We start from the raw sequence: 23603 nt of genomic DNA, 5'->3' as shown, positions 1-23603 counted from the left end.
ATCTAAATCAACAACTTCGAGGGATTTATAATAACAATAATGATAAACATATTGCTATGACCAAACTGGCACATTGGTACAGGAATGTAGAAGAATCAGGCTTTAAAAATTTTAATATTCTACTCAATACCATAACTTTTAATTACCAGTCAATCTTAAACTATTTTAATAATAGGAGTACAAATGCTTCAGCAGAATCTTTCAATGCCAAAATAAAAGCATTTAGATCTCAGTTCAGAGGTGTGAGAAATATAGATTTTTTCTTATTCAGATTATCTAATCTTTTTGCCTAATCCCCAACTTTTGCACCTGATCCGTTTTCGGGTTGATCCTTGATCCTTCGTAAATTTACGGGTTTTTGAAAATAAAAAAAGTCCTAATTTTCATTAGGACTTTTAGTGGGGAGAGCAGGATTCGAACCTGCGAAGTTTTCACAGCAGATTTACAGTCTGCCCTCGTTGGCCGCTTGAGTATCTCCCCGATCTCAGCGTTAGTGCGCTTTGTTGTTCTAAGCGGTTGCAAATATAGGAACGTTTTTCATGTTTACAAACAAAAAATGAACTTAATTTTAAGTTATTTTTAAATTAATTTTTAATTCGTTGGAATTGAATAAAATAAAAAATACCCAATTGAAATATTTTTTCGATTTATTTTAAAATATAGGATTATTCTTGGGTAATATATTCGGTTTTTGTTTTCTGTTTTTAGCCTTTTGCGTCTTGAAGAGCCAATTTTACTGATGTATTTCGTATAAATTTTACTTGATATATTTTAAGGTTGTTTTAAAACATATAGGTTTCCTATAAAAAATAATGGATCAGCGCTAAATGTTGTGGAGAAACATAAAATATAATCACTAGTTATTTTTTACCACAGAGTTCACAAAGCTAAATCAATACAAAGCTTTGCGAACTTTGCCTTTGATAAAAACATAAGAGAAAAAAAACTTAGCGTTCTCTGCGGTAATTTTTTTTCTCTCTACAGGCTTTGGGATTGATCCAAAATAATTTAGAAGCTTGTATTCAGAATGTATGTTATGGTGTAAAGCAAAAAAAATCTCCACTAGGGAGATTTTTTTGTTTTATTCTGAAAATTGGTCTTATTTGGCCAAAAGTTCTAATATTTTTGCTCTTAATTCAGGCCCTCTTAAGTCTTGTGCAACTACTTTTCCTGTAGCGTCAAGAATAAAGGTTGCTGGAATAGATTGAACACCGTATTGAGCCGCAATTGGCTCATCCCAAAATTTTAGGTTTGAAACTTGCGTCCAGGTTAAACCATCTTTAGCGATAGCTTCTTTCCAGGCTGCTGCTTCTTTATCTAAAGAAACACCAACAATATTCAATCCTTTTGAGTGTAGTTCTTTATAAATAGCTACAACATTAGGATTTTCCTTTCTGCATGGTCCACACCATGAAGCCCAAAAGTCAACAATAGTTACTTTGCCTAAGCTTTCTTTAAGCGAAACTACTTTTCCTTGTGGATTAGGAGCTGAAAAATCTGATCTTCATTTAGCACTACCAACAGGAGGAGCTGACGCACCAACTGCAGGCATTTTTGCTTGACCTATTTTAGTCTTAATATCTTTTCCAGGAGTAGTGTTTTTTACAGACTCATCTAAAGCATTGTATAAAGTCTCTGTTTTTTTGATATCAGCGCTTGGATCAGCAGTCATACTTTGAATAATCAAAGCAGAGATAAATGATTTTGGGTGAGTTTCAGCATAAGTAATATATTTCTTTTTAGAATTTGCTTGTACTTCAGTTTGAATTTCCATGTACTGTTTCATCAAACCATTGATAGTTGCAGTATCTTGAGCTTGTTGAGCAGCTTGCATTTTTTGAGTGTTTTTTTTCTGAAAATCAACTAAACTTTTTTGAGTTTTGTTTAGATCATCATTAAATTTTACGTACTCATCATTATTGTAAGTTCCGGAAATTTTAGATTTATGGATACTGTCTTTATCAATAGCGATAGTAATTTCTCCAGTTTCTAAGATAAAAGGTAGAGGAGCAGGAGAACCTTGTACAATTAATGCATGGAAAGCTGGTTCAGTTACTTTTCCTTTTATTTCGAATTTTCCGTTTTCAACTTTTACTGTATCAAGAGCAACTGTCATTTTTGTTGTTGGATCCTGACCTTGAAGAATGATAGTTTTTCCGTTTTCGATTCCTTTAGCTGTTCCGGTAATTAGATATTCCCCGTCTTTAACTTTACTGCATGACATAATCGCTACAGAAGCGGTAAGTAAAAAAAGTATTTTTTTCATTTATAAAATAATTAGTTAATTGATTTGTGCAACAAAAGTATCTAAAAATCTAAAACTTAAAGAATTTTGCAACCTAAAATTTTGTTATAGTTTTTTTTGCTCTAATCAGCCTGTAGTCAGCATGTTTACTGGTTTATTTTGATGTAAAACTCTTGGGACTAATATTATTTTGAATCTAAATTATCATTTTTTTAATTTTTGAGCATAAAAAAAGCACTCTGTTGCCAGAATGCTTGTAAGTATATTATAATAGAAAAACTATTCTTGATTAGTTTTCTTTCTCCATGTAAAAGAGTTCAAAATATGTCTTTTTGCGAATCTTCCAGGAGAATCAGCATTTACCATTTTCACGTAAGTAGCTTTAGGAACACTAATGTATTCGTAAACACTTCCGTTAGAGAAATCGATAATTAAACGACCTTCAACAAATTTATAATCAGTAATTGTTGCAGTTGCAATAGTCTCAGTATATTCAGGTAAATTAGCTTTAATCGTTTCAGGATTAATACTTACCAAAAAGTGATAAGCTTCAATGATAGCTTTACTTTTTTCTTCTGCAGCTTTTAAACCAGCATCATCACCTTGAAATTTATCAGGATGAGCTTCTTTCATCGCATTACGATAAATGGTTTTTAAATCTTTTAACTCTGCAGTTTTCTCTACGTTTAGTAACTTACGGTATTCAACTATTTTTTTCATAAATAAGGTAACTACTTGTCTATTAGTTTGAAATTGAAATTAATTGTTCAAAAAGACAAATTTTTTGCAAAGGTACACTTTTTTTTAACTTTTTACTTTTGATAGAAAAAATATTCGAAAAATTTGTAAAATGTTAAAAGTTAGATGTTAAAGGTTTAAAAATTCTATCTGGATTGTAGTGAACTAATTTAATCGCAAAGGACACAAAGTCTTTCACCTACTTAATAATCAATAAAAACGCAAAGTTCGCAAAGCTAAGTTTTGAACTAGCTTTGCGAACTTTGGGAACTTTGCGGTTAATTTTTTTTTCTCATTTCAAACTTGAAACCTGAAACAAAGAAAACCTGAAACAGAAAATCTGAAACAATTTTTTATTTATCCTCAGGTTTCTGATTTGCTTTATGAAAGTTTTTTGATTTTTTTGGATATTTATCGTAGCTAATATCGCTTGGATTCTCAATTACAGATTTAATCGTAATCAATTCGCCTACAGTATGGTTTGTATGTGCGATTTTATAATCTAAAAGATACTCACCACAGAAATAATTGTTGTTTTCATCCTTCTCCATGATCCCGGTATAAACTCCTTTTTGCAGCATTTTTTCTTGTGAACCTTTAGACATGACTTTATTTATTTAAAATTGAAGGTACAAAGTTAATCAATTTATCTTTGTTTTAGGGAGTTCGGGACAATCTCAGTATATTTGCACATGCAAAAAAACTTCAAGCCACATCCTAATTCGTTCAAAAATACTTTTTGTGTATTTCATGAAGTACTCTCAAATGAGATTGAAGGTTTAAAGAAACAGTTTGAAAGCAAAGCCGGAAGTACCTATTATTATACTGAAGCCGGAATGTACAGAGTTTCGAATCATTGGGGAAGATTAGCCAATAGCAAATGGCGTTTGATTGCAATGGAACCGGAGACTCCATCAAAAACAAAAATAGGTTTTGCGGCCTGGAATGAATTTTATCAGGATAATGCCGAAGAAAAATTATATTATATAGAAGCCAATTTTGAAAAAAATATGGTAACGTATCAGCACAAAAAAAATCCTAACTACGATCAGAAAGCAATTCTAAGAACTAGTTTTGAAACCACAAAACGAATTAAACAAATCAGAAATTTGCAACAATTAACTTCTTGGGCAAAACATTTTGATTACGAAGATATCGATGATTTACGAAAGCAAATTATCACCGAATTGATTTACACCGAGAAAACTTTAGACGAAATTAAAAGACAAATATAATGGGACGCAACAACGAAAGGAATATCAAAAAGCACAATGACAAATTGCACAAAGCCCAAAATAAAGTAAAACAGGCTGAAATTGCACGTAAAGAAAAGCTAAAAGAAATTATCAAAAAGTTCAACGAAGACAAAGCGCAGGAATAAAAAGGTTTCAAGTTTTTCTTGTTTCAAGTTTCAGGTTTTTGCAACGAGTAACTTGGAATCTGAAATTTACCGCAAAGTGCACTAAGAATTTATTATTGATTATGTATAGAAAATGCAAAGTTCGCAAAGCTTTGTATAGATCAAGCTTTGCGAACTTTGTGTTTTTTATAAAACCTTAGATATTAAAAAGAAACTTTGCGGACTTTGCGGTAAATTCTCATTTCAGCTTGAAACCTGACACGAGGCTTTAGCCGAACTGGCGAAGCAAACAAAAAATAACAATACAATAGATATGAAATTCGAAGATTTAAAAGTAAGTGTACAGGAAATTATTGATCTAATTGCTGCAAAAAATGACAGAGAAGCAAATAATAAATTGCTTGAAGTAAATGAAACATTAGACGAGATGCTGGATCACGCCGAAGAAGACGAAGATTTAAGAGAAATTAGCCGTTATCAGGTGTTATTGAATCAATTGCATGTTAAGATTAATGGCGAAGAGCAAGTAGATGGAGAGTAAAAAATGCTTTTGCGATACGGGTTTATTGTTTGAAAATTGCTGTGGATTGTATCTTAAAAACAATCAAAAAGCACCAACAGCATTGGCTTTGATGCGTTCGAGATATTCGGCATACGCCACTTATAATGCTGATTATCTTTTGGAAACTACTTATGTTTCTGAAAGACAATATTATTCAGAAGCCGAAATCCTGAAATGGGCAACAAGCAATAAATGGCAAAAATTGGAGATTTTAAGTTTTACTGAAAATACAGTAGAATTTAAAGCCTATTTTTTAGATGCAAATCAAAAACCGCAAACGGATTACGAATTTTCTACTTTTAAATTCGAAGATAACACGTGGTACTATCTTGATGGAAAGTTTGAATAATTGATAGGTTTTTTCGCTAATTCAACTCTTTTTGTTTCAATATTTTAACTAAAAATTAATAAACGTTTCTTTTTTCATAATTCTAAAATAGCGTAATTTTAGAATTATGAAAAACGAATTTAAAAAAGGTTTTTATTTTAAGTCGTACGAAGCCCCATTTCAGTCTCCGTTTGAAAAACTTTTTGGCATTTTCAAAGAGCTAATCACCCATACTTCGGGCGATTTTGATGAAGCTATAGACTGGCTTCGGGAGTTAGATAAAGAATATAAACTTACGGATGAGAACTACACAATCGATGATTTTATCGAAGATTTAAAAAAGAAAGGTTACATAAAAGACGAAGTGAAACCCGATGGAAGCGGAGGCTTTGGAATCACTGCTAAAACAGAACGAGCCATCAGGCAGCAAGCTTTAGATCAAATTTTTGGTAATTTGAAGCGTTCCGGGAACGGAAATCACAAAACCAAACATGCCGGAAATGGCGATGAACACACAGGAGAATTCCGCGAATTTAATTTTGGAGACGGTTTAGAACGAATCTCGCTGACAGAAAGCTTACGAAATGCACAAATCAATAATGGTGTAGAAAGTTTCATGCTGACTGAAAATGATTTGGTTGTCGAAGAGACACAATACAAAGCTCAAATGAGTACCGTTTTGATGATCGACATCAGCCATAGTATGATTTTATACGGTGAAGACCGAATCACTCCCGCCAAAAAAGTTGCAATGGCTTTGGCAGAATTAATTACAACGCGTTATCCAAAAGACACACTGGATATTTTAGTTTTCGGAAATGATGCGTGGACGATTCCAATTAAGGATTTGCCGTATTTGCAAGTTGGACCTTATCACACAAACACCGTTGCCGGACTTCAATTAGCAATGGATATTTTGCGAAGAAAGCGAAACACCAACAAACAAATTTTCATGATTACCGACGGAAAACCGAGTTGCGTTCGCGAGCGTGACGGTTCCTATTATATGAATAGTAACGGTCTTGATGAATATATCGTTGATAAATGTTATACACAAGCACAACAAGCCAGAAAATTACACATTCCGATAACGACATTTATGATTGCAAATGACCCTTATTTGCAACGTTTTGTCAATCATTTTACAGAAGCAAATCAAGGAAAAGCATTTTATACCGGACTTAAAGGTTTGGGCGAAATGATTTTTGAAGATTATGAGACAAATAGGAAGAAGAGAGTTCGTTAATTTAGGTTCAAAGTTGCAAAGGTTCATAGGGACAAAGGTTTTTACGGTATGTCCCGTGGATGAATTTTATACATAATGTATATTGTAGAGACACACAGCAGTGCGTCTCCCGCAAAGAAATGACACAATCATTGTCATTAAAAACAAATAAAATAACAAAACAGCTATTTCAATAAAAATGGAAATAAATACTATAAAAACATTAGGTCAGTTAAAAGCCTCGGGATATAAAAGCATCAGTATCAAAGACGAATTACGAAATAACCTTCGTGAGAAAATCAAATCAGGAAAACCTGTTTTTGAAGGTGTTCATGGTTTCGAAAATACCGTAATTCCAGAATTGGAGCGTGCTATTTTATCGCGTCATAACATCAATTTATTAGGACTTCGTGGTCAGGCAAAAACACGTTTGGCACGCAAAATGGTCGAATTATTAGACGAATATATTCCGTTTGTAACGGATTCTGAAATTAATGACGATCCGTTAAATCCGATTTCGCGTTTTGCAAAAGATATCATTGCCGAAAAAGGTGATGAAACCCCAATTTCATGGTTACACAGAAACGAACGTTTCTTCGAAAAACTGGCAACACCAGATGTAACCGTTGCCGATTTAATTGGAGATATTGACCCTATAAAAGCCGCAAATCTAAAATTATCTTATGCTGATGATCGCGTAATTCATTTTGGAATGATTCCAAGAGCGAATCGTTCGATTTTTGTAATCAACGAATTGCCGGATTTGCAAGCCAGAATTCAAGTAGCATTATTTAATATTTTACAAGAAGGCGATATTCAAATTAGAGGATTTAAATTGAGAATGCCGCTAGATATGCAATTTATATTTACAGCAAATCCTGAAGATTATACCAATAGAGGAAGTATTGTAACGCCTCTTAAAGATAGAATAGGTTCTCAAATCCTGACACATTATCCGGAAAGTGTTGCCATTGCCAGAACAATTACAGAGCAAGAAGCAAAACTGGATGAAACACAGCACAAACTTGTTCATGTGCCAAGTTTGGCTAAAGATATCTTAGAGCAAATAAGTTTTGAAGCCCGTGAGAGCGAATACATTGATAATAAAAGCGGTGTGAGTGCGAGAATGAGTATCACCGCTTTTGAAAATTTAATGAGTACAGCAGAACGCCGTGCTTTGAAAGCCGGAGTTGATAAAACTACTTTGCGTTTGTCTGATTTTATCGGAATCATTCCTGCCATTACCGGAAAAGTAGAATTAGTTTATGAAGGAGAGCAGGAGGGAGCCGCTGCAGTGGCGCAGAACTTAATTGGTTCAGCAATCAGAACTTTATTTCCAACACTTTTGCCTAAGATTGAAAAGTTGGAAAAACCGGGAGAAAAAACACCATATTCAGATTTGATTGAATGGTTTTTTGCCGAAAGCGGTTTCGAATTATTAGACGACGCTTCAGACGCTGAATACAAAAGCATTCTGGACGAAGTAACTCCACTAGATGTTTTGTTAAAGAAATACCAGCCACAATTGGATAAAAATGATCAATATTTCTTCAAAGAATTTGTTTTATGGGGATTGGTTGAATATAAAAAATTAAGCAAAGATCGCTTTGCACAAGGACACCAGTTTAAAGATATGTACGGAAGTTATATTAGTAAGCTTTAATTGTTAATTATAAGTTGTAAATTATTAATTCAACGCCTTCTATAGCAAACCCGACAGGTTTTTAAAACCTGTCGGGTTTTTTATGCGCGATTATCTTTGTCAAAGTTTTAAACTTTGACAAAGATTGTACGATTCCAATTCTGTTAGTTTTTTATTTATTGAGAATAAACCCATTACCATTTTAATTTCATCTACCTTGCTCCGTTGGCTGTATTTGCAGTTTTCCCAAACAAAAAATGGAAGATGGTTTCGAAGATTTGATTGCAAGTTATATTGAGAACAAAGTAGGAATATCAGAGTATTTTTTAACCCCCGAATTAGCCAATCATTTAAAGCAGAATTTACTCGATTTAAATCAGAAAAGTTTGTTGATGGCTGCCGGAATTGGTAATTCGGAGAAATTGAGTTATGATGGCGCGATTAGAAGCGATTCTATCTATTGGTTGGATAAAAAGCACAACAATGTCTTTGAAAATGAGTTTTTCGATAAAATCGATGCTTTCATTTTGTATTTGAATGAAAGTTGCTACACGGGAATTACTGGTTATGAATTTCATTATTCCTTATACGAAACAGGCGATTTTTATTTGAAACATTTAGATCAGTTTAAAAATAATCCAAGCCGAAAATATTCAATGATTAGTTACCTTAATAGTAACTGGAAAGAATCTGATGGCGGAGAACTTATGATTCATCAGGAAAATAACAATCAAAAAATCTCTCCCACTCAAGGGAAAACGGTATTCTTTAAAAGTAATGAATTAGTTCATGAGGTTTTGGTTACACAAAATACCCGAATGAGTATTACTGGTTGGTTAAAGAGTGATTAAAAAGTTTCCTTACGATATAAAAGTTAAACACGAATTTCACGAATTTGCACTAATTAAAATGAGCTAGCCTTGTTTGTGAAATTATTTCACAAACAAATTAGTGACAATTAGTGCAATTCGTGTTTAAATTGTTTTATACTATTTATGTCTGTAACCTTAGATTAAAATGTTTTTTTTTGAAAGTGTAAAACGGATAAAGCTTATTTTTGCATTCAAAATTTAAACCTATGCTGTTTCTTGTTTTAAGTATTTTATGTAGTGTAATTGTTGGCGTAATTTTCAAAATAACCCGAAAATATAACGGGAATCCAACTCAAATAGTCACCTTCAATTATGTATTTGCACTAGCACTTTGCTATTTTACTTTTAGTCCGGATTTAACCCAAGTTAACCAGAAAGCACCTTGGAATTTATATATTGCAATTGGCGTTTTATTGCCTATAGTTTTTCTGTTTTTAGTAGCTTCTATAAAACATATGGGAATCGTAAAAACTGATGCAGCACAACGATTGTCGTTATTTATCCCAATTTTGGCCGCTTGGTTCATCTTCAAAGAAGAATTCAACTCTTATAAAGTAATCGGGCTTGTAATTGGCTTTCTGGCGCTTTTATTCATCTTAAGAAAACAATCTGAAAACGTTGAGAACAAATGGATTTATCCTGCAGTAGTTTTATTTGGTTTTGGAGTTATTGATATACTTTTCAAGCAAATTGCATTATATACTACATTGCCTTATACGACATCTTTGTGTGTAGTTTTTTGTATTTCTTTGGGAGTTGCAAGCCTGATAAGTATTTATGAAATTGGAATTAAAAACGTCAAATTAGAATCTAAAAATATTCTTTTTGGAGGTTTAGTTGGAATCTTTAATTTCGGAAATATCCTGTTTTACCTAAAAGCTCATAAGGCTTTCGCCGAAAATCCATCGACAGTTTTTGCCGGAATGAACATGGGAGTTATTATTTTGGGAAGTCTCGTTGGATTGCTTTTCTTCAAAGAAAAATTATCCAAAATCAACTTTGCAGGTATCTTTTTAGCCTTAATTTCTATTATTTTGATTGTTATTTCACAATTTAACTAATTTTTTTCAGAAGCTTAAATCCTTAATTTACAGTTCTTTTTAGGATATGTTTGTATTCTTTGTAAAATAAACTCGACTAATTCTATAGAATTTATAAATATATTTATAAATTTGCAATAACAATGGAAAACTGTAGTCGATATATCATCCCGTTTATGTGCAGCACAAAGATGTGCTGCATGATGAATCATGTGATGAAATGGCGTTAATAGAGAAAGTACACTTGTTAGTTATTTTTTTTTTTTAGCCTTTCATGCACCATGAAAGGCTTTTTTTAGAATTAGTAAAAAATTGAGGATATGAGATCAAATAGAAATACCAATATAATGATGCAATGTTGTCTTATTAAAATTCCATGTTGGCGAATGCAATAATTATGGATAAATAAATACTTTTTGAATGCGATTCTAAAAGTGTTTTAAATAGACAAAATTCTTAATCACACAAACCAAAATTAAAAGATATATATTATGAGTGCAGAAATTATAAAACAGAATCCCTTTCAATCTATGATTGATCGTTTTAATATCGCGGCTGATATTTTGAATCTTGATGAATCCATCAGACAAAAATTACAACGTCCGGAAAAACAAATCGTTGTTAATTTTGCGATTACTTTAGATAATGGAACAATTCAAAACTTTGAAGGATATCGCGTGATTCACAATACAGCATTAGGACCATCAAAAGGTGGAATCCGTTATGATACCTCCGTAAATCTGGATGAAGTAAAAGCCTTAGCAGCCTGGATGACTTGGAAATCAGCGGTAACAGGAATCCCGTTTGGAGGAGCAAAAGGCGGAATTATTTGTGATCCGAGAAAGCTTTCTAAAACTGAATTAGAAAAAATTACAAGAGCTTACACCAAAGCTTTAGCTGATATTTTTGGACCTGAAAAAGATGTTCCAGCTCCGGATATGGGAACTGGTCCTGACGAAATGGGATGGTTAATGGATGAGTTTTCAATAGTTCACGGCAAAACAATTCATGCCGTAGTGACTGGAAAACATTTACATTCCGGAGGCTCTTTAGGCAGAGTAGAAGCAACAGGAAGAGGTGTAAGTATTATTACATTATTGGCACTTCAAAAATTAAGACTAAGACCTGCAAGATCCACAGTAGCTATTCAGGGATTTGGAAATGTTGGATTGCATTCGGCTTTATTTTTATTCGAAAAAGGATTAAAAGTTGTTGCCGTAAGTGATGTTTCGGAAGCTTTTTATAATCCGGAAGGACTTAATATTCCAGAGTTGATTTTGTATTATAATCTCAATAATAAAAGCATAAAAGGATATCCAAATTCGGTTGCTATAAAACACGAAGATTTATTGCTTTTGGATGTTGATGTATTAATTCCTGCTGCAAAAGAAGATGTAATTACGCAAAAGAACGCAAATGATATTCGTGCCAAAATTATAGTTGAAGGTGCAAACGGACCAGTTTCATCAGATGCTGATAAAATATTGCATGATAATAATGTTTTGGTTATTCCTGATATTTTAGCAAATGCCGGGGGTGTTACCGTTTCGTATTTCGAATGGCTTCAGAATTCACTTTTAGAATCGTGGAGAATTCACCAAATCAATACACGTTTGGAAGATATTCTGGAAAAAGGCTTCGAAACCGTTTTTAGAATTGCACTTAAACATAATGTGACACCACGAATTGCAGCTTATATTATTGCTTTACAAAAAGTAGCCGATACACAATCTGTTAAAGAAGTGGCATTGGAAGCTCCAAAATACAGACAGAATTAGAATTGGCTTTCTAAAAGGATGAAGATAATTTTCGTTGGTTATTATTCTGATAGAATAAACGATAATCAATGGAAATGTCTTTTTCTTAGTTTTAAAATGAATCGAATAAAAGTTTTTTAGAAATCAAAAAAAGTAATTTTTAAAAATGGAACATATTAATTTTCTTGCCTTTGCAATGCCCGCTTTTTTCTTGTTTTTATTTCTGGAATATAAATTGGCTCAACGAAAAGAAAGACCGGAAATTTTCAATTACGAAAGTTCTGTTTCAAATATTAGTATTGGTATTGCCGAAAGATTAATCAACTTATTTATTGCGGCCAGTTTTTATCAATTGTATTATTTGATATATAACAATTATCGAATTTTTGACATTCCAAGTAATGCTTTTGTGTGGATTGGATTAATTCTCGCAACAGATTTTGTTTGGTATTGGTACCACAGATTGGGGCATGAAGTCAATTTTTTCTGGGCAGCGCATATTGTACATCATCATAGCGAAGAATTTAATTTTACGGCAGCAGCCAGAATTACCACTTTTCAGGCGATTGTCAGAACGGGATTTTGGTGTGTTTTGCCTTTTGCTGGTTTTCATCCTACAATGGTAATCACTATGCTCATTGTTCATGGTGCGTATTCTTTTTTTACACATACTCAACTTATAGGAAAGATAAAATGGTTGGAATATGTTTTTGTAACGCCCTCGGTTCATGGAATTCATCATGCTTCTGACGAGAAATATTTAGATAAAAATTATGGTGATATGTTCACTTTTTGGGATCGTATTTTTGGAACTTTCCAGGAAGAAGAAGAAAGACCCAAATATGGATTAACGCATCCGCTAAAGAGTTATAGTTTTTTGTGGCAACACTTTCATTATTACTTTGAAATTTATGAATTATGGAAACGATCGAAAGGTTTTAAAGCCAGATGGAAAGCCGTTTTTGGAAGTCCCGCACACATGGATCAGGATATTCGTCCAACATTAGAAAAACGCTTTTTGCAGGATAAAACCAATCCGCATCAAAGATTGAGATTCCGGAATTATCTTTATATACAATTAGGAATCGCTACTTTGGTATTAACTATTTTTACCTATTATTTTGACCTTTTAAGTGTTTTGGATAAGGTTTTTGTTCTTTCTATAATCTTGATAACGCTTATTAATTGTGGCGCCTTATTAGAACAGCGAAAATGGATGTATTATCTGGAGTATGCCCGTATTTTTATGATCACAACTTATTTTTTATACGAAGAAAATATGATTGCGTTTTTCTTTGTTCCGTTGGCAATTATGATTTTTGTTGAGCAATTATTTTCTCTTGGAAAAAGATATCAAAACGTAATACTTCAATTAGAAACATCGGAATGAAAAAAGTTTGCCACGAATTTCACAAATTTCCACTAATTATTCTACATGGTAATTTTTTGGTAGCATTTAATTTATAAAAATTAATTCGTGCTAATTTGTGAAATTCGTGGCAAAAAATTAAATAGTTTTAATTGCCATAATCTTCTCTTCAAAAGTATCTTTAAAATCTGATTTGCTTTTGATTCTGGTTTTGTACGTGTAGATTGTAGCTACAGAAAGTTCCAGAAATTCCGCCATTTGACTGCTGTCCTGAATTCCTAATCGGTATAAAGCAAAAATGCGGAGTTCAGTATTTAAAAGTTCTCCTTTTTTGACAATACATTTGTGGTCATTCGGGAATAAATGGTTAAAATCATTCACAAAAGTGGGGAATAACTTCAGGAAGATTTCATCAAATTGATGGAAAAGATTCTCGCGTTCTTCCTTTACATTATAGCGTTTCAAACTTGCAATAACTTCATCTGTTTTCTTGGTGATGATTTTATGCAGCGTACTTTTCTGAATGTGATCTATTTTATTAATGAAAGCCGAAGTTGCCTTGATAAAATACGTAATATATTCTTCTTTAATCGCATTTGCTTCACTCAAACTGATGTTCATTTCCTGAAGTTGTGCATAAGACGAAGCCATTATTTTTCGGGCTTTATTTCTTTCCTTTAATTGTTTGAAAATGATAATCGAAAACAAAACGATAATTAATGTCAGGATTGTCAATAGAATAATGATCTTCTCGAGTTTATCATTTTTGTCTTTTACATTGTTCAGCTGTGCCTTTTCGATAATAGGTAATATGGACGAAATTTCAATTTTACGATGTCTTGCATTATAAAATGTCGCATCATCCATAGCAATATTAATATACTCATTTGCCTTGTCGAGATACCCCATTTTAAAGAGTTCGTTAGCCAGATTTCTAAGGGCAACGGTTTCTTTTGTCGCATTTTTAACATCGGCAATAGCGGCAAGTGCGAGATATTGAATGGCTTTTTTAGTATATCCTCTTTCCGAATAAATATAACCTAAGCTAGAAGTTGCAATACCGTAATAATCCGGCGGTAAATCATAATTATTGATCCAATAGCTAAACGCAAATTCGGCGCCACGCCAATCCTGCTGTTTTAAGCGCTTTAAACTTTCGGCTGCCCAATATTCATTGGTATTGGTACCTATGAGTTCCAGTGCTTTTTTTAGGAAATGATTTCCTTGCTGTACATAATGGATATTAAAACGCTTATCACCATTATAATCGGACAGATCATAATAGGCGCGGGCTTTGATGGAATAATATTCGAATTTGTGCTTTTGATCGAGTTTTTTGTCGTCAATGATATTTAAGGTATCTATAGCTTCTTTAAAAAGGCCCGAAGAAAGCAGTACAAAACCTTCTTTAATTCGGCTTTTGGCCAAATATTGTGGGTTTTTTAAAACGATGGCTTTTATTTTGGCTTCTTCAAGATAGTAATAAGCAGAGTCATATTTAAAGGATTTATACTCTTCAAATAATGCCATATAGGTATTGTACAACTGTTCGTTGTTTTGACTTACCGTAAATTTTGAAACATTTCTTTTTAATGCTTCAATTTTATGATATTTCTGTTTTAAGTACACCTCTTTTTTGAGTAGTACTTTATCTAATTCTTCTAGAACAGGATTTGTCTCTTTGGCTGTTAGAGAAAAACCCGCAATGAAAAAATATAGAATTAATATTCTTTGCATGGTTTGGGTTGGTTTAGGGGAATTTTTGGGTTCTTTTTGAGCTAGTTCGTTTTTAATTCAAATTTAGTTTAAGAGTTGATGATTAGCAACTTTTAAAATGAGCAACTTCTTCTTAAAATACATCTAAAAAGGAAGTTAAGCCCGAGAAAATGGTTTTGAAATGTTAAAAGTGGTTTAATAACTTGCAATTATACAATAAAAAGCTAATAAATATATGTATAGTTGAAAAAATATATAATTTAATTTCCATATTGTCATTTTTACCATTGATTTTATGCTTTTTCATCTATACAACATCTTGATTTTTGTAAATCTATTAAAAATACAATCTGTTGATTTTTAATAATTTAGTATTTGTTTTCTCTGAATTTCATCTTGATTTTTCGCAGATTTTTTTTTTTAGATTTATTTAACATCTAGTTTCGTGCTGTCCTTTTAAAGGGATAAAAAACTAACAAAAACCACAATTGTATGAGATGTAAAAGTATTTATTGGTTAGCTGTTATTATGTGTTTGTTTGCCATTGGCTGTGACAATACAGATGACGGAAGCTACGTTGACCCGATTACCATTTATGAGAAAGTAAATGGAAACTGGGGATTAACAAATTTGAAAATGGTTGATGAATTTGCGAAGGCAAATAAGATCGAACCAAACGAACAAAACTTGAGTACCTGGTTTAACTACGAAGATTTTAAAATCAAATTTAACGTAGATGAAAATGAAAATCCTACAAGTTATGAAGTTACAGGCAATGTTCCTCCATTATTTGCTGCAAAAGGATTTTGGCAATTAAGCACAGCCTTTCAACAAACAACTGGAAACGGTCCTGCAAAAATCTATTTGTATAGTGATGCTGGAAAAACTCAAAAAACAGATGAACTTATATTGACTTCTGTTCCGGGTAAAAATGGAGAAATGGAGTTTCAATTGATACACTCTTCAGGAGGTAGTCCGTTCGTGTCTTATGTATTCAAATTAAATGCTATTAATTAAAAGTAATATGAAAAAATTTATATATACAATTTTACTTGCCCTTTTGATGGCTCCTAATTTTATGAAAGCGCAAGAAGCTGCGGGATCTGTAGGTGCAATGTCATCGTTTCCGGTAGTGTACAAATATGATGAAAAAGTTACCTGGTATTTTGATCTTTCAGGAACCACATTTGCAGAAACTGAGGATCTTTATATCTGGATTTGGTCACCGTCTGAACCAGATGCAGGAAACTGGGAAAACTCTTCAGATTTTGCAAAACTGCATTATGAAGGCAACAAAGTTTGGAGTTTTACTTTAACTCCAACAACCTATTTCTCTAAAACCCCAGATGAAATTGCAGCAAGCGCAGGATTTTGGTTTCGTTTAAAAAATAAAAACGGATCGAAACAAAGCGAAGTGGCAAATGTGCCATATACTGATTTTTCATCATTTTACACTGCAAATGAGCTGATCAGAGCTTATCCAACAAAACCAACTATTGATAAAGGAGTAAGTATTTTGTTTAATGCTAATCTAATTCCTGGATTTGCAGGTGCTTCAAGTGTACACATTCATAGCGGATTGAACGATTGGGATCTTAAACAAGAATACCAATCATGGTTACCGGAGATTGTTGAGAAAACAAAACTGAAAGATTTAGGAAACGGTTTTTATAAAATGGATTTAGTTCCAAAAGATTACTACAATGCGCCGGATGGTTACGAGATGAAAAATTTAGTTTTTCTGATGGTAAAAGACAATTGGGCAGCAACAACTCCGGATCAGGTTTTATACGCAGGAGCTTATGTACCGCCACCAGCGCCGGTTTTTGGATTTTTCCCATTGCAAATCAGTCAAAAAGATTTTCTTGGTATGTCAAGAAAAAACAATGAATCTGGTGTAAACAAATTGATCTACACGATTACTGCGGGAAGTAAAATTATTACCGGAGAATTTACAGGTGGAACGGCTGAGATAAAGGGATTTGTCAATTTGGTTTCAGAACTTAATGGTATTCCGAATTTAACTGAGATTCATGTTTTGGTAAAAGACAATAAAGACAAAACGATTTCGGATACGACGATGCCTCTTAAAACCTTAGACAAATAATTCACTATCAAATTAAAACATCAATTCTAATGAAGAATAGTAAAAATAAAAAAATAGTCCTACAGCAAATGTGGACTACTAAATCGCTGGTATTCATGATTTTCATGCTTTTTCTTTCGGCAGGAATGTTTGCTCAGGGAAAAAAACATGTGTCAGGAACCGTTTATGACAATACAGGAAATGTATTGCCTGGAGCTTCAGTTTTAGAAACTGGAACCAGAAATGCCACTACAACAGATTTTGACGGAAAATTTGTGCTGGATGTAGCCGTAGGAGGTTCAATTGAAGTTTCTTTTATTGGATCAACAACTCAAAAAGTTCAAATTACTGCAGATACAAAAGCAAATATCGATGTTCGTTTACAAAATGACGGTTATCAGCTTGCAGAAGTTCAGGTAGTTTCTGTTGGATATGGAACTCAAAAGAAATCAGATTTAACGGGTGCTATTTCTTCGCTTAAAGCGGATGATTTAGTAAAAGGAACAATCTCTTCTACAGAACAGGTTTTACAGGGAAAAGTTGCGGGATTGGCTATAATTCGTCCTTCGGGAGATCCTGCTGCGGGTTCTACAATACGATTGCGTGGAGGAACTTCGCTTACAGCAAGCAACAGCCCGCTTATTGTTGTTGATGGTATTGCAGGTGTAGATATCAACGTGGTTCAGCCATCAGATATTAAATCTATAGACGTATTAAAAGATGCTTCGGCGACAGCCATTTACGGATCAAGAGGAGCAAATGGAGTTATTATCATTACAACAAAATCAGGAACAAAAGGTGTTTCTGTAGTTTACAGCGGTTTATCAAGCATTGGGTATGTGGCAGACAATTTAGATCTTTTATCAGCAAATCAATGGAGAGGATATGTTCGCAGCACCGGAAACACGGACGCAATTGATTATGGCGGAAACACAAACTGGCAAAAAGCACTTGAGCAAACAGCTATTTCGCAATCACATACTTTGAGTATTAATTCAGGAAAAGCAGATAGTGGTTTTAGAACTTCACTTTCTTACCTGAATAATGAAGGAGTTATCAAAACTACAGGATTGGAAAGATTGAGCGGAAACGTAAGTGCTTACCAATATCTTGGAGATAATAAAGATGTGAAATTTGACATGGGTTTATTTGCAAATGTTGACAAATGGCATCCTCTGGATTATAGAATTTTTGAACGCTCTTATAATTTAAATCCAACAATTCCCGTATATGATTCTAACGGAAAGTTTTCATCTGTAGCGGGAACTATCTACGAGAATCCTGTTGAGATTTTAACCAATAGAACAGTAGATAATGAAAGACACAGATTATTAGGGTATTTTAAAACAGAAGTTAAATTCTTAAATGATTTTACGGCTGTAGGAAATATTTCGTACGAACATAATGCGGTAAAAGGAAGTACTTATAAACCAAGCTACGCCGTTATGGAAGGTATAACTGAAGATGGTTATGCTCAAAAAACGTATGCTGAATATGCAAATGCACAAGGAGAACTTTACGTGAATTACAATAAAGTAATTGACAAACACACCATTGGAGCTCTTGCAGGATATTCGTATTTAGAGAATATTTATGAAGGTTTTGGAGCGCAACGCAGCGGTTTTGTTACTGATGCTTTTAGCTACAACAATTTAGGTGCAGGTTACAATTATCGTTTAGGAGATGTTTATTCTTATAAAGGAAAATCAAATTTAGTTTCGTTTTACGCTCGTGCAAATTATTCTTATGATAGCAAATATTTGTTGACTGCAACAGTAAGACGTGATGGTTCAAGCCGTTTTGGAGAAAACAATAAATGGGGAACTTTCCCATCTGCATCTGTGGCATGGAAAATTTCGAGCGAAGAGTTTATGAGTTCTACAAAAGGCTGGTTAGACAATTTGAAACTAAGAGTTGGTTATGGAGTTACCGGTAATCAGGACGGAATTGGTGAATACAAATCGCTTTCGATTTTAGGAGTTGGAAACGATAGTTACTACGATCCTGCAACAGGAACATGGAGTTTGGCTTATTCGCCAAAACAAAATCCAAATCCTGATTTGAAATGGGAATCTACAAGACAATTGAATATTGGTATAGACTTTAGTTTATTTAATAGAATTACAGGTTCATTCGAATATTATTCTAAAAACACAGACGATTTATTATACACTTACGAAGTGCCACAACCTCCTTATTTAGTAGGAACAATGTTGGCAAACGTTGGAGAAATGTCAAATAAAGGAGTGGAACTTACCTTGAATGCAGACATCATAAAAGGAGATAAATTTTCCTGGAATGCTAATTTAACATTAGGACACAACGTTCAGAAAATTGAAAAATTATCAAATCCAACCTATAAAACAGATGTTATCTACAGCGGATCATTACACGGATTAGCAGGTATGTCAGGACAATATTCTCAAATTATTGCCGAAGGATATCCTGTTGGAACTTTCTGGGGATTCAGAAATGCGGGACTTGATGAAAATGGTAAAATTCAGTACTATAATGCAGCGGGAACTGTAGTTCCTGAAAGTGCATTAGTAGATGCTGACAAAACAGATTTAGGAAATATTCAGCCGGATTTGACTATGGGTATCGGAATGAATTTTACGTACGGAAACTTTGATCTTGGTATTTCAGGATACGGAATGTTTGGTCAAAAAGCATTAAACGCTACAAACATGATGTTGAATGATCCTAACAGATTACCAACTTTCAATGTTCCGGATAGTTTCTTAAACACAGGAATTACATCGGCTCCAAAATATTCAGATTACTGGATCGAAGATGCTTCATTCTTTAGACTTCAGACACTTTCAGTAGGTTATACTATGCCGTTAAGATCTAAATCTTCAAAATTGAGAGTGTATCTTATGGGAGAAAATCTATTTGTAATTACAGGTTACAAAGGTGTAGATCCGGAGATTGGTTTAAATGCTCAGGATGGTGCTGATCAAACAGGTTTAGCAGCGCCGGGAATCGATAAGTATAACAACTATCCTCGACCAACGACGATTTCTGTAGGATTAAATTTCACGTTTAATAATTAAGCGAATTAACTCAAAAATATAAAAAATGAAAATCAAAATAACAGCAGCACTATTCATTAGCATGCTTTTTACGATATCATGTACCAATTTAAATGAGGATTTATATGATAAGGTAGAAGATGGGAATTTTGGAAATACTCCAAAAGAGGTAGATGCATTAGTTGGTGGAGCCTATTCTTCATTGAGAGGATTTGCCGATGGAATATCTAATAACTATCCAACTTCTGAGTATGTATTCTTTTTGGAAGAAACAGTTTCAGATGAAGCTACGATTCCAACCAGAGGTACAAACTGGTACGATGGCGGACAATATCAGGAAGCTCAAAAACATACCTGGAAACCGGACAATCGTTTGATTCTTTCGGCTTGGCGTTACAATTACACCGGAATAGCTAAAATCAATTCGATTATTTATCAGGTTGATAAATCGGCATTGACAGCTGCGGCGAAAGCTCCAATTTATGCTGAATTAAAAGCATTGAGAGCCTATTACTATTATAATCTTTTGGATTTATTTGGAAATGTGCCAATTGTGACGGATTTTCAGGATACTTCTTTGCCATCAAATTCTACAAGGAAACAAGTATATGATTTTGTTGAGAAAGAATTGACAGATGCACTTCCGCATTTAACCGGAAATGTAGTGTATTCTAAAATGACAAAAAATGTAGCTTATTCTATATTGGCGAGATTGTATCTTAACTCTGAAGCTTTTATTGGAACAGCACGTTGGCAAGATTGTATCAGCATGTGTCAAAAGATTACAGGTTATACATTAACACCTGATTTCTTTGCCAATTTTGCTACAGAAAATCAAAAATCAACAGAAATTATTTTTGCTATTCCTTACGATTCAAAAGCAGGAACAGTAGGAAATTATATGAACTCAATGTCTTGTCATTACTTGCATAAATTGACAATCTCAGCATCAGGAAATGATTATCCATGGAGCGCAAACGGAATGTGTGCACAACCGGGAGTTTATTCCGTCTTTGCAGATACAGACAAAAGAAAGAAATGTATGGTTGCCGGTGATCAGATTAGTGTAGCAACAGGACAAGTTATTTTGATGGATAACGGAGAGCCATTAACCTACACAGAAGAAGTTACAAGTGTAGCCGACGCTAAAGAAAATCAAGGAGTCCGTTTAGGAAAATACGAGATGAAAGCTGGAGAACAATGGGAGCGCGATCATGATTTTGTTTTAATTCGTTATGCCGAAATCTTAATGATGCAAGCCGAATGTTACGTTCGTTTAGGATCTCCGGATTTAGCAAAACCATTTTTACAACAGGTAACAGCGCGTGCCGGAGAAGAAATGCCTGCAACGATAGATCTTCATTTTATTGATCAGGAATTGCTTAAGGAATTTACATTTGAAGGAAGAAGAAGAACAGACAACATCCGTTTTGGAACATTCTTCGATTCATGGTGGGAAAAAGGGCCAACGGAGAAATACAGAGCAATATTCCCAATTCCGAGTACGGTTATGACAACAAATAAAAACTTGGTACAGAATCCTGGTTATCCTGTAAATTAGGTTCTGGAATGTCAGTCTTCCATGTTGGTTAGTCGTGGAAGGCTGACATATTCATATTTTTTGAGCCAAAGATTAAAAAGATTAAAAGGATTTTTGTTTCACGCAGATTCGGCAGATTTGAGCAGATTTAATTTTGATTTTTATTAAAAGCATCTGCAGAATCAGCTTAAATCATTTTAAATCTGCGTGAAATAATTCCGATGAAAATTTCAAAATTAATGGCAAAGAATTTTTGTTTCACGCAGATTCGGCAGATTAAGGCAGATTTAATTTTGATTTTTATTAAAAGCATCTGCAAAATCTGCTTAAATCAATTAAAATCTGCGTGAAATAAATTACTCACAGATAGTGAGCAAAAAAATCAGCTAAATCAGCCAAATCTGCGAGAGAAAATTTCAGCCACAGATTAAAGGATTAAAAAGCTCAAAAGGATTTTTTGTTTCACGCAGATTCGGCAGATTAAGGCAGATTTAATTTGATTTTTATTAAAAGCATCTGCAAAATCAGCTTAAATCATTTTAAATCTGCGTGAAATAATTTATTCACAAATAGTGAGCAAAAAAAAAAACAGCTAAATCAGCCAAATCTGCGAGAGAAAATTTCAGCCACAGATTAAAGGATTAAAAAGCTTAAAAGGATTTTTGTTTCACGCAGATTCGGCAGATTAAAGCAGATTTAATTTAAATATAAGTTATAATAAATCTGCAGAATCAGCTTAAATCAATTTAAATCTGCGTGAAATAATTTTAGCCAAAGACTTCAAAATCAAAGGCAAAAAAAAATAACCACAACAATCATAAAACAAATATTATCTCAATATGAAAAGATATATCACATTATTGTTTTTTTGGATCATGAACATTTTGTTCATCAGTTGCAGCGGCAGCGATGACAAAGGTTCAGATAAACCTACAGAACCAGAAACACTTGCACCTGTTGCCATTGAAAAAACAAATAGCACCAAAATTTACGTGCACTATATGCCTTGGTTTGAAACCAATGAAAGTAGTGCCGATAAAAAATGGGGATATCACTGGACAATGGCAAACAAAAATCCAAACATAGTAGGAGTAAACGGCCGCAGAGAAATCGCATCCTATTATTATCCACTAATTGGTCCATACCATTCCGGTGATAAAAATGTGATTGAAAATCATTTATTATTGATGAAATATTCTGGAATTGACGGAGTTTTGATCGATTGGTATGGTACTTATGATGTCAATGATTATCGAATGGTAAAAGAAAATACAGAACAATTAATTGCAATGCTAGACAAAGTTGGTCTGGAATACGCCATTGTTTATGAAGACAGAGTGACGAAAAATGTGGTTGATGCCGGAAAAGCAATCTCTGTAACCGCTGCCGCAAAAACCGACTTGGCGTACATGCAAAACAATTATTTTGACGATAAAAATTACATCAAAATAAACGGAAAACCATTGTTGCTAAATTTTGGACCAATAATATTGCAAACTCCCGCAGAATGGACAAACGTTTTTAATACCTTAACTACAAAACCTACTTTTTTAACCCTTTGGGATCAATCTGTAGAAGCTGGAGACAATGCTTCCGGCGAATATGCGTGGGTATTTAAAAACAGTACCTATTTGACCAATTTTTATACCAATACAAAACCAAAACTTTCTGTTGCAATGGGAAGTGCTTATCCAGGTTTTAAAGATTTTTATGCCGAAGGTGGTGGTGGTTCCGCCATTGGATGGACAATAGAACCAAACAATGGAGCCACACTTGATGAAACACTTTCTTTGGCTAAAAATGCAAACTTAAACTACCTGCAACTCATTACGTGGAATGACTTTGGCGAAGGAACAATGTTCGAACCAACAGTAGAATTTGGTTATAGTTATATCGAAAAAGTAAAAACATTTGCCGGTGTAAAAAATACCGAAACGGTTTTTCCCGATATCAGTAAACTTTACAACCTGCGAGTAGAAAAAAAGGGTAGTGCCGATGCCCAGAAAAAATTAGATCAGGCTTTTAATTACTTTGTTTCGATGCAGCCCGCAAAAGCAAAACAGTTAATAAATGAAATTAAATAAGAGT

At 33.6% G+C, this 23603-nt stretch carries 20 protein-coding genes, 1 tRNA gene and 1 pseudogene; 16 read left to right on the top strand and 6 right to left on the bottom strand.

Features of this window, described 5'->3' with window-relative positions; genetic code table 11:
- Window positions 1-293 (top strand): transposase (locus tag CHB81_RS09545; protein WP_141130382.1); only part of this gene is annotated, 293 nt, incomplete at its 5' end.
- Window positions 294-399: 106 nt separating this feature from the next.
- Here the strand turns inward: CHB81_RS09545 and CHB81_RS09540 are convergent.
- From CHB81_RS09540 to CHB81_RS09520, 5 genes and pseudogenes are all read right to left on the bottom strand, one after another.
- Window positions 400-480: transfer RNA gene (locus CHB81_RS09540), tRNA-Tyr, on the bottom strand.
- A gap of 619 nt (window positions 481-1099) precedes the next feature.
- Window positions 1100-1486 (bottom strand): annotated as a pseudogene (locus tag CHB81_RS09535) (peroxiredoxin family protein); the annotation flags it as partial.
- Between the two features lie 18 nt (window positions 1487-1504).
- Window positions 1505-2266, bottom strand: coding sequence for a DUF4369 domain-containing protein (locus CHB81_RS09530; RefSeq protein WP_089351661.1), 762 nt, complete (start codon window positions 2264-2266; stop codon window positions 1505-1507).
- A gap of 258 nt (window positions 2267-2524) precedes the next feature.
- The gene (locus CHB81_RS09525; RefSeq protein WP_089351660.1) at window positions 2525-2965 is read right to left on the bottom strand and encodes a KTSC domain-containing protein; all 441 of its coding nucleotides are present in this window, start codon (window positions 2963-2965) and stop codon (window positions 2525-2527) included.
- A 371-nt stretch (window positions 2966-3336) separates the two neighbouring features.
- Complete coding sequence (locus CHB81_RS09520) at window positions 3337-3588, bottom strand: hypothetical protein (RefSeq protein WP_089351659.1); 252 nt, start codon at window positions 3586-3588, stop codon at window positions 3337-3339.
- Window positions 3589-3675: 87 nt separating this feature from the next.
- Between CHB81_RS09520 and CHB81_RS09515 the strand changes: the two genes are divergently transcribed.
- From CHB81_RS09515 to CHB81_RS09470, 10 genes are all read left to right on the top strand, one after another.
- Window positions 3676-4218 (top strand): hypothetical protein, encoded by a 543-nt coding sequence (locus CHB81_RS09515; RefSeq protein ID WP_089351658.1) that lies wholly within the window; start codon window positions 3676-3678, stop codon window positions 4216-4218.
- On the top strand, window positions 4218-4364 hold the full coding sequence (locus CHB81_RS26830; RefSeq protein ID WP_089069566.1) for a hypothetical protein: 147 nt from the start codon (window positions 4218-4220) through the stop codon (window positions 4362-4364). The genes CHB81_RS09515 and CHB81_RS26830 overlap by 1 nt, the downstream gene beginning before the upstream one ends.
- A gap of 292 nt (window positions 4365-4656) precedes the next feature.
- The gene (locus CHB81_RS09505; RefSeq protein ID WP_055091558.1) at window positions 4657-4884 is read left to right on the top strand and encodes a hypothetical protein; all 228 of its coding nucleotides are present in this window, start codon (window positions 4657-4659) and stop codon (window positions 4882-4884) included.
- Entirely contained in the window at window positions 4874-5254 is a 381-nt protein-coding gene (locus CHB81_RS09500; protein ID WP_089351657.1) for a YchJ family protein, read from the top strand. The genes CHB81_RS09505 and CHB81_RS09500 overlap by 11 nt, the downstream gene beginning before the upstream one ends.
- A 106-nt stretch (window positions 5255-5360) precedes the next feature.
- Entirely contained in the window at window positions 5361-6479 is a 1119-nt protein-coding gene (locus tag CHB81_RS09495; RefSeq protein WP_089351656.1) for a VWA domain-containing protein, read from the top strand.
- A 178-nt stretch (window positions 6480-6657) separates the two neighbouring features.
- Window positions 6658-8121, top strand: a complete 1464-nt coding sequence (locus tag CHB81_RS09490; protein WP_089351655.1) for an AAA family ATPase — start codon at window positions 6658-6660, stop codon at window positions 8119-8121.
- A 236-nt stretch (window positions 8122-8357) separates the two neighbouring features.
- Window positions 8358-8951, top strand: a complete 594-nt coding sequence (locus CHB81_RS09485; RefSeq protein ID WP_089351654.1) for a 2OG-Fe(II) oxygenase family protein — start codon at window positions 8358-8360, stop codon at window positions 8949-8951.
- Between the two features lie 227 nt (window positions 8952-9178).
- A complete protein-coding gene (locus CHB81_RS09480; protein WP_089351653.1) occupies window positions 9179-10033 on the top strand; it encodes a DMT family transporter in 855 nt (284 codons plus the stop codon).
- A gap of 470 nt (window positions 10034-10503) precedes the next feature.
- Window positions 10504-11790, top strand: a complete 1287-nt coding sequence (locus tag CHB81_RS09475) for a Glu/Leu/Phe/Val dehydrogenase (protein ID WP_176427510.1) — start codon at window positions 10504-10506, stop codon at window positions 11788-11790.
- A 145-nt stretch (window positions 11791-11935) separates the two neighbouring features.
- Window positions 11936-13159, top strand: coding sequence for a sterol desaturase family protein (locus CHB81_RS09470; protein ID WP_089351652.1), 1224 nt, complete (start codon window positions 11936-11938; stop codon window positions 13157-13159).
- 117 nt (window positions 13160-13276) lie between these two features.
- On the opposite strand, the gene CHB81_RS09465 is transcribed toward CHB81_RS09470, so the two are convergent.
- A complete protein-coding gene (locus CHB81_RS09465) occupies window positions 13277-14875 on the bottom strand; it encodes a DUF6377 domain-containing protein (protein WP_089351651.1) in 1599 nt (532 codons plus the stop codon).
- A 471-nt stretch (window positions 14876-15346) separates the two neighbouring features.
- On the opposite strand from CHB81_RS09465, the gene CHB81_RS09460 reads away from it, so the two are divergent.
- The 5 genes from CHB81_RS09460 (at window position 15347) to CHB81_RS09440 (ending at window position 23599) form a co-directional block, all read left to right on the top strand.
- Entirely contained in the window at window positions 15347-15871 is a 525-nt protein-coding gene (locus CHB81_RS09460) for a DUF5004 domain-containing protein (protein ID WP_089351650.1), read from the top strand.
- Window positions 15872-15878: 7 nt separating this feature from the next.
- Complete coding sequence (locus CHB81_RS09455; protein ID WP_089351673.1) at window positions 15879-16961, top strand: hypothetical protein; 1083 nt, start codon at window positions 15879-15881, stop codon at window positions 16959-16961.
- Window positions 16962-16990: 29 nt separating this feature from the next.
- On the top strand, window positions 16991-19996 hold the full coding sequence (locus CHB81_RS09450) for a TonB-dependent receptor (protein WP_254921033.1): 3006 nt from the start codon (window positions 16991-16993) through the stop codon (window positions 19994-19996).
- Between the two features lie 25 nt (window positions 19997-20021).
- Window positions 20022-21536, top strand: a complete 1515-nt coding sequence (locus CHB81_RS09445; protein ID WP_089351648.1) for a RagB/SusD family nutrient uptake outer membrane protein — start codon at window positions 20022-20024, stop codon at window positions 21534-21536.
- 818 nt (window positions 21537-22354) lie between these two features.
- Window positions 22355-23599: a glycoside hydrolase family 71/99-like protein gene (locus tag CHB81_RS09440; protein ID WP_089351647.1), complete on the top strand. Its 1245-nt coding sequence runs from the start codon at window positions 22355-22357 to the stop codon at window positions 23597-23599.
- Window positions 23600-23603: the final 4 nt, after the last annotated feature.

Origin of the sequence: Flavobacterium sp. ov086 (assembly GCF_900187965.1) — a bacterium.
Taxonomy (GTDB): Bacteria; Bacteroidota; Bacteroidia; order Flavobacteriales; family Flavobacteriaceae; genus Flavobacterium.
This window is presented reverse-complemented; position numbering and strand designations above follow the sequence as displayed.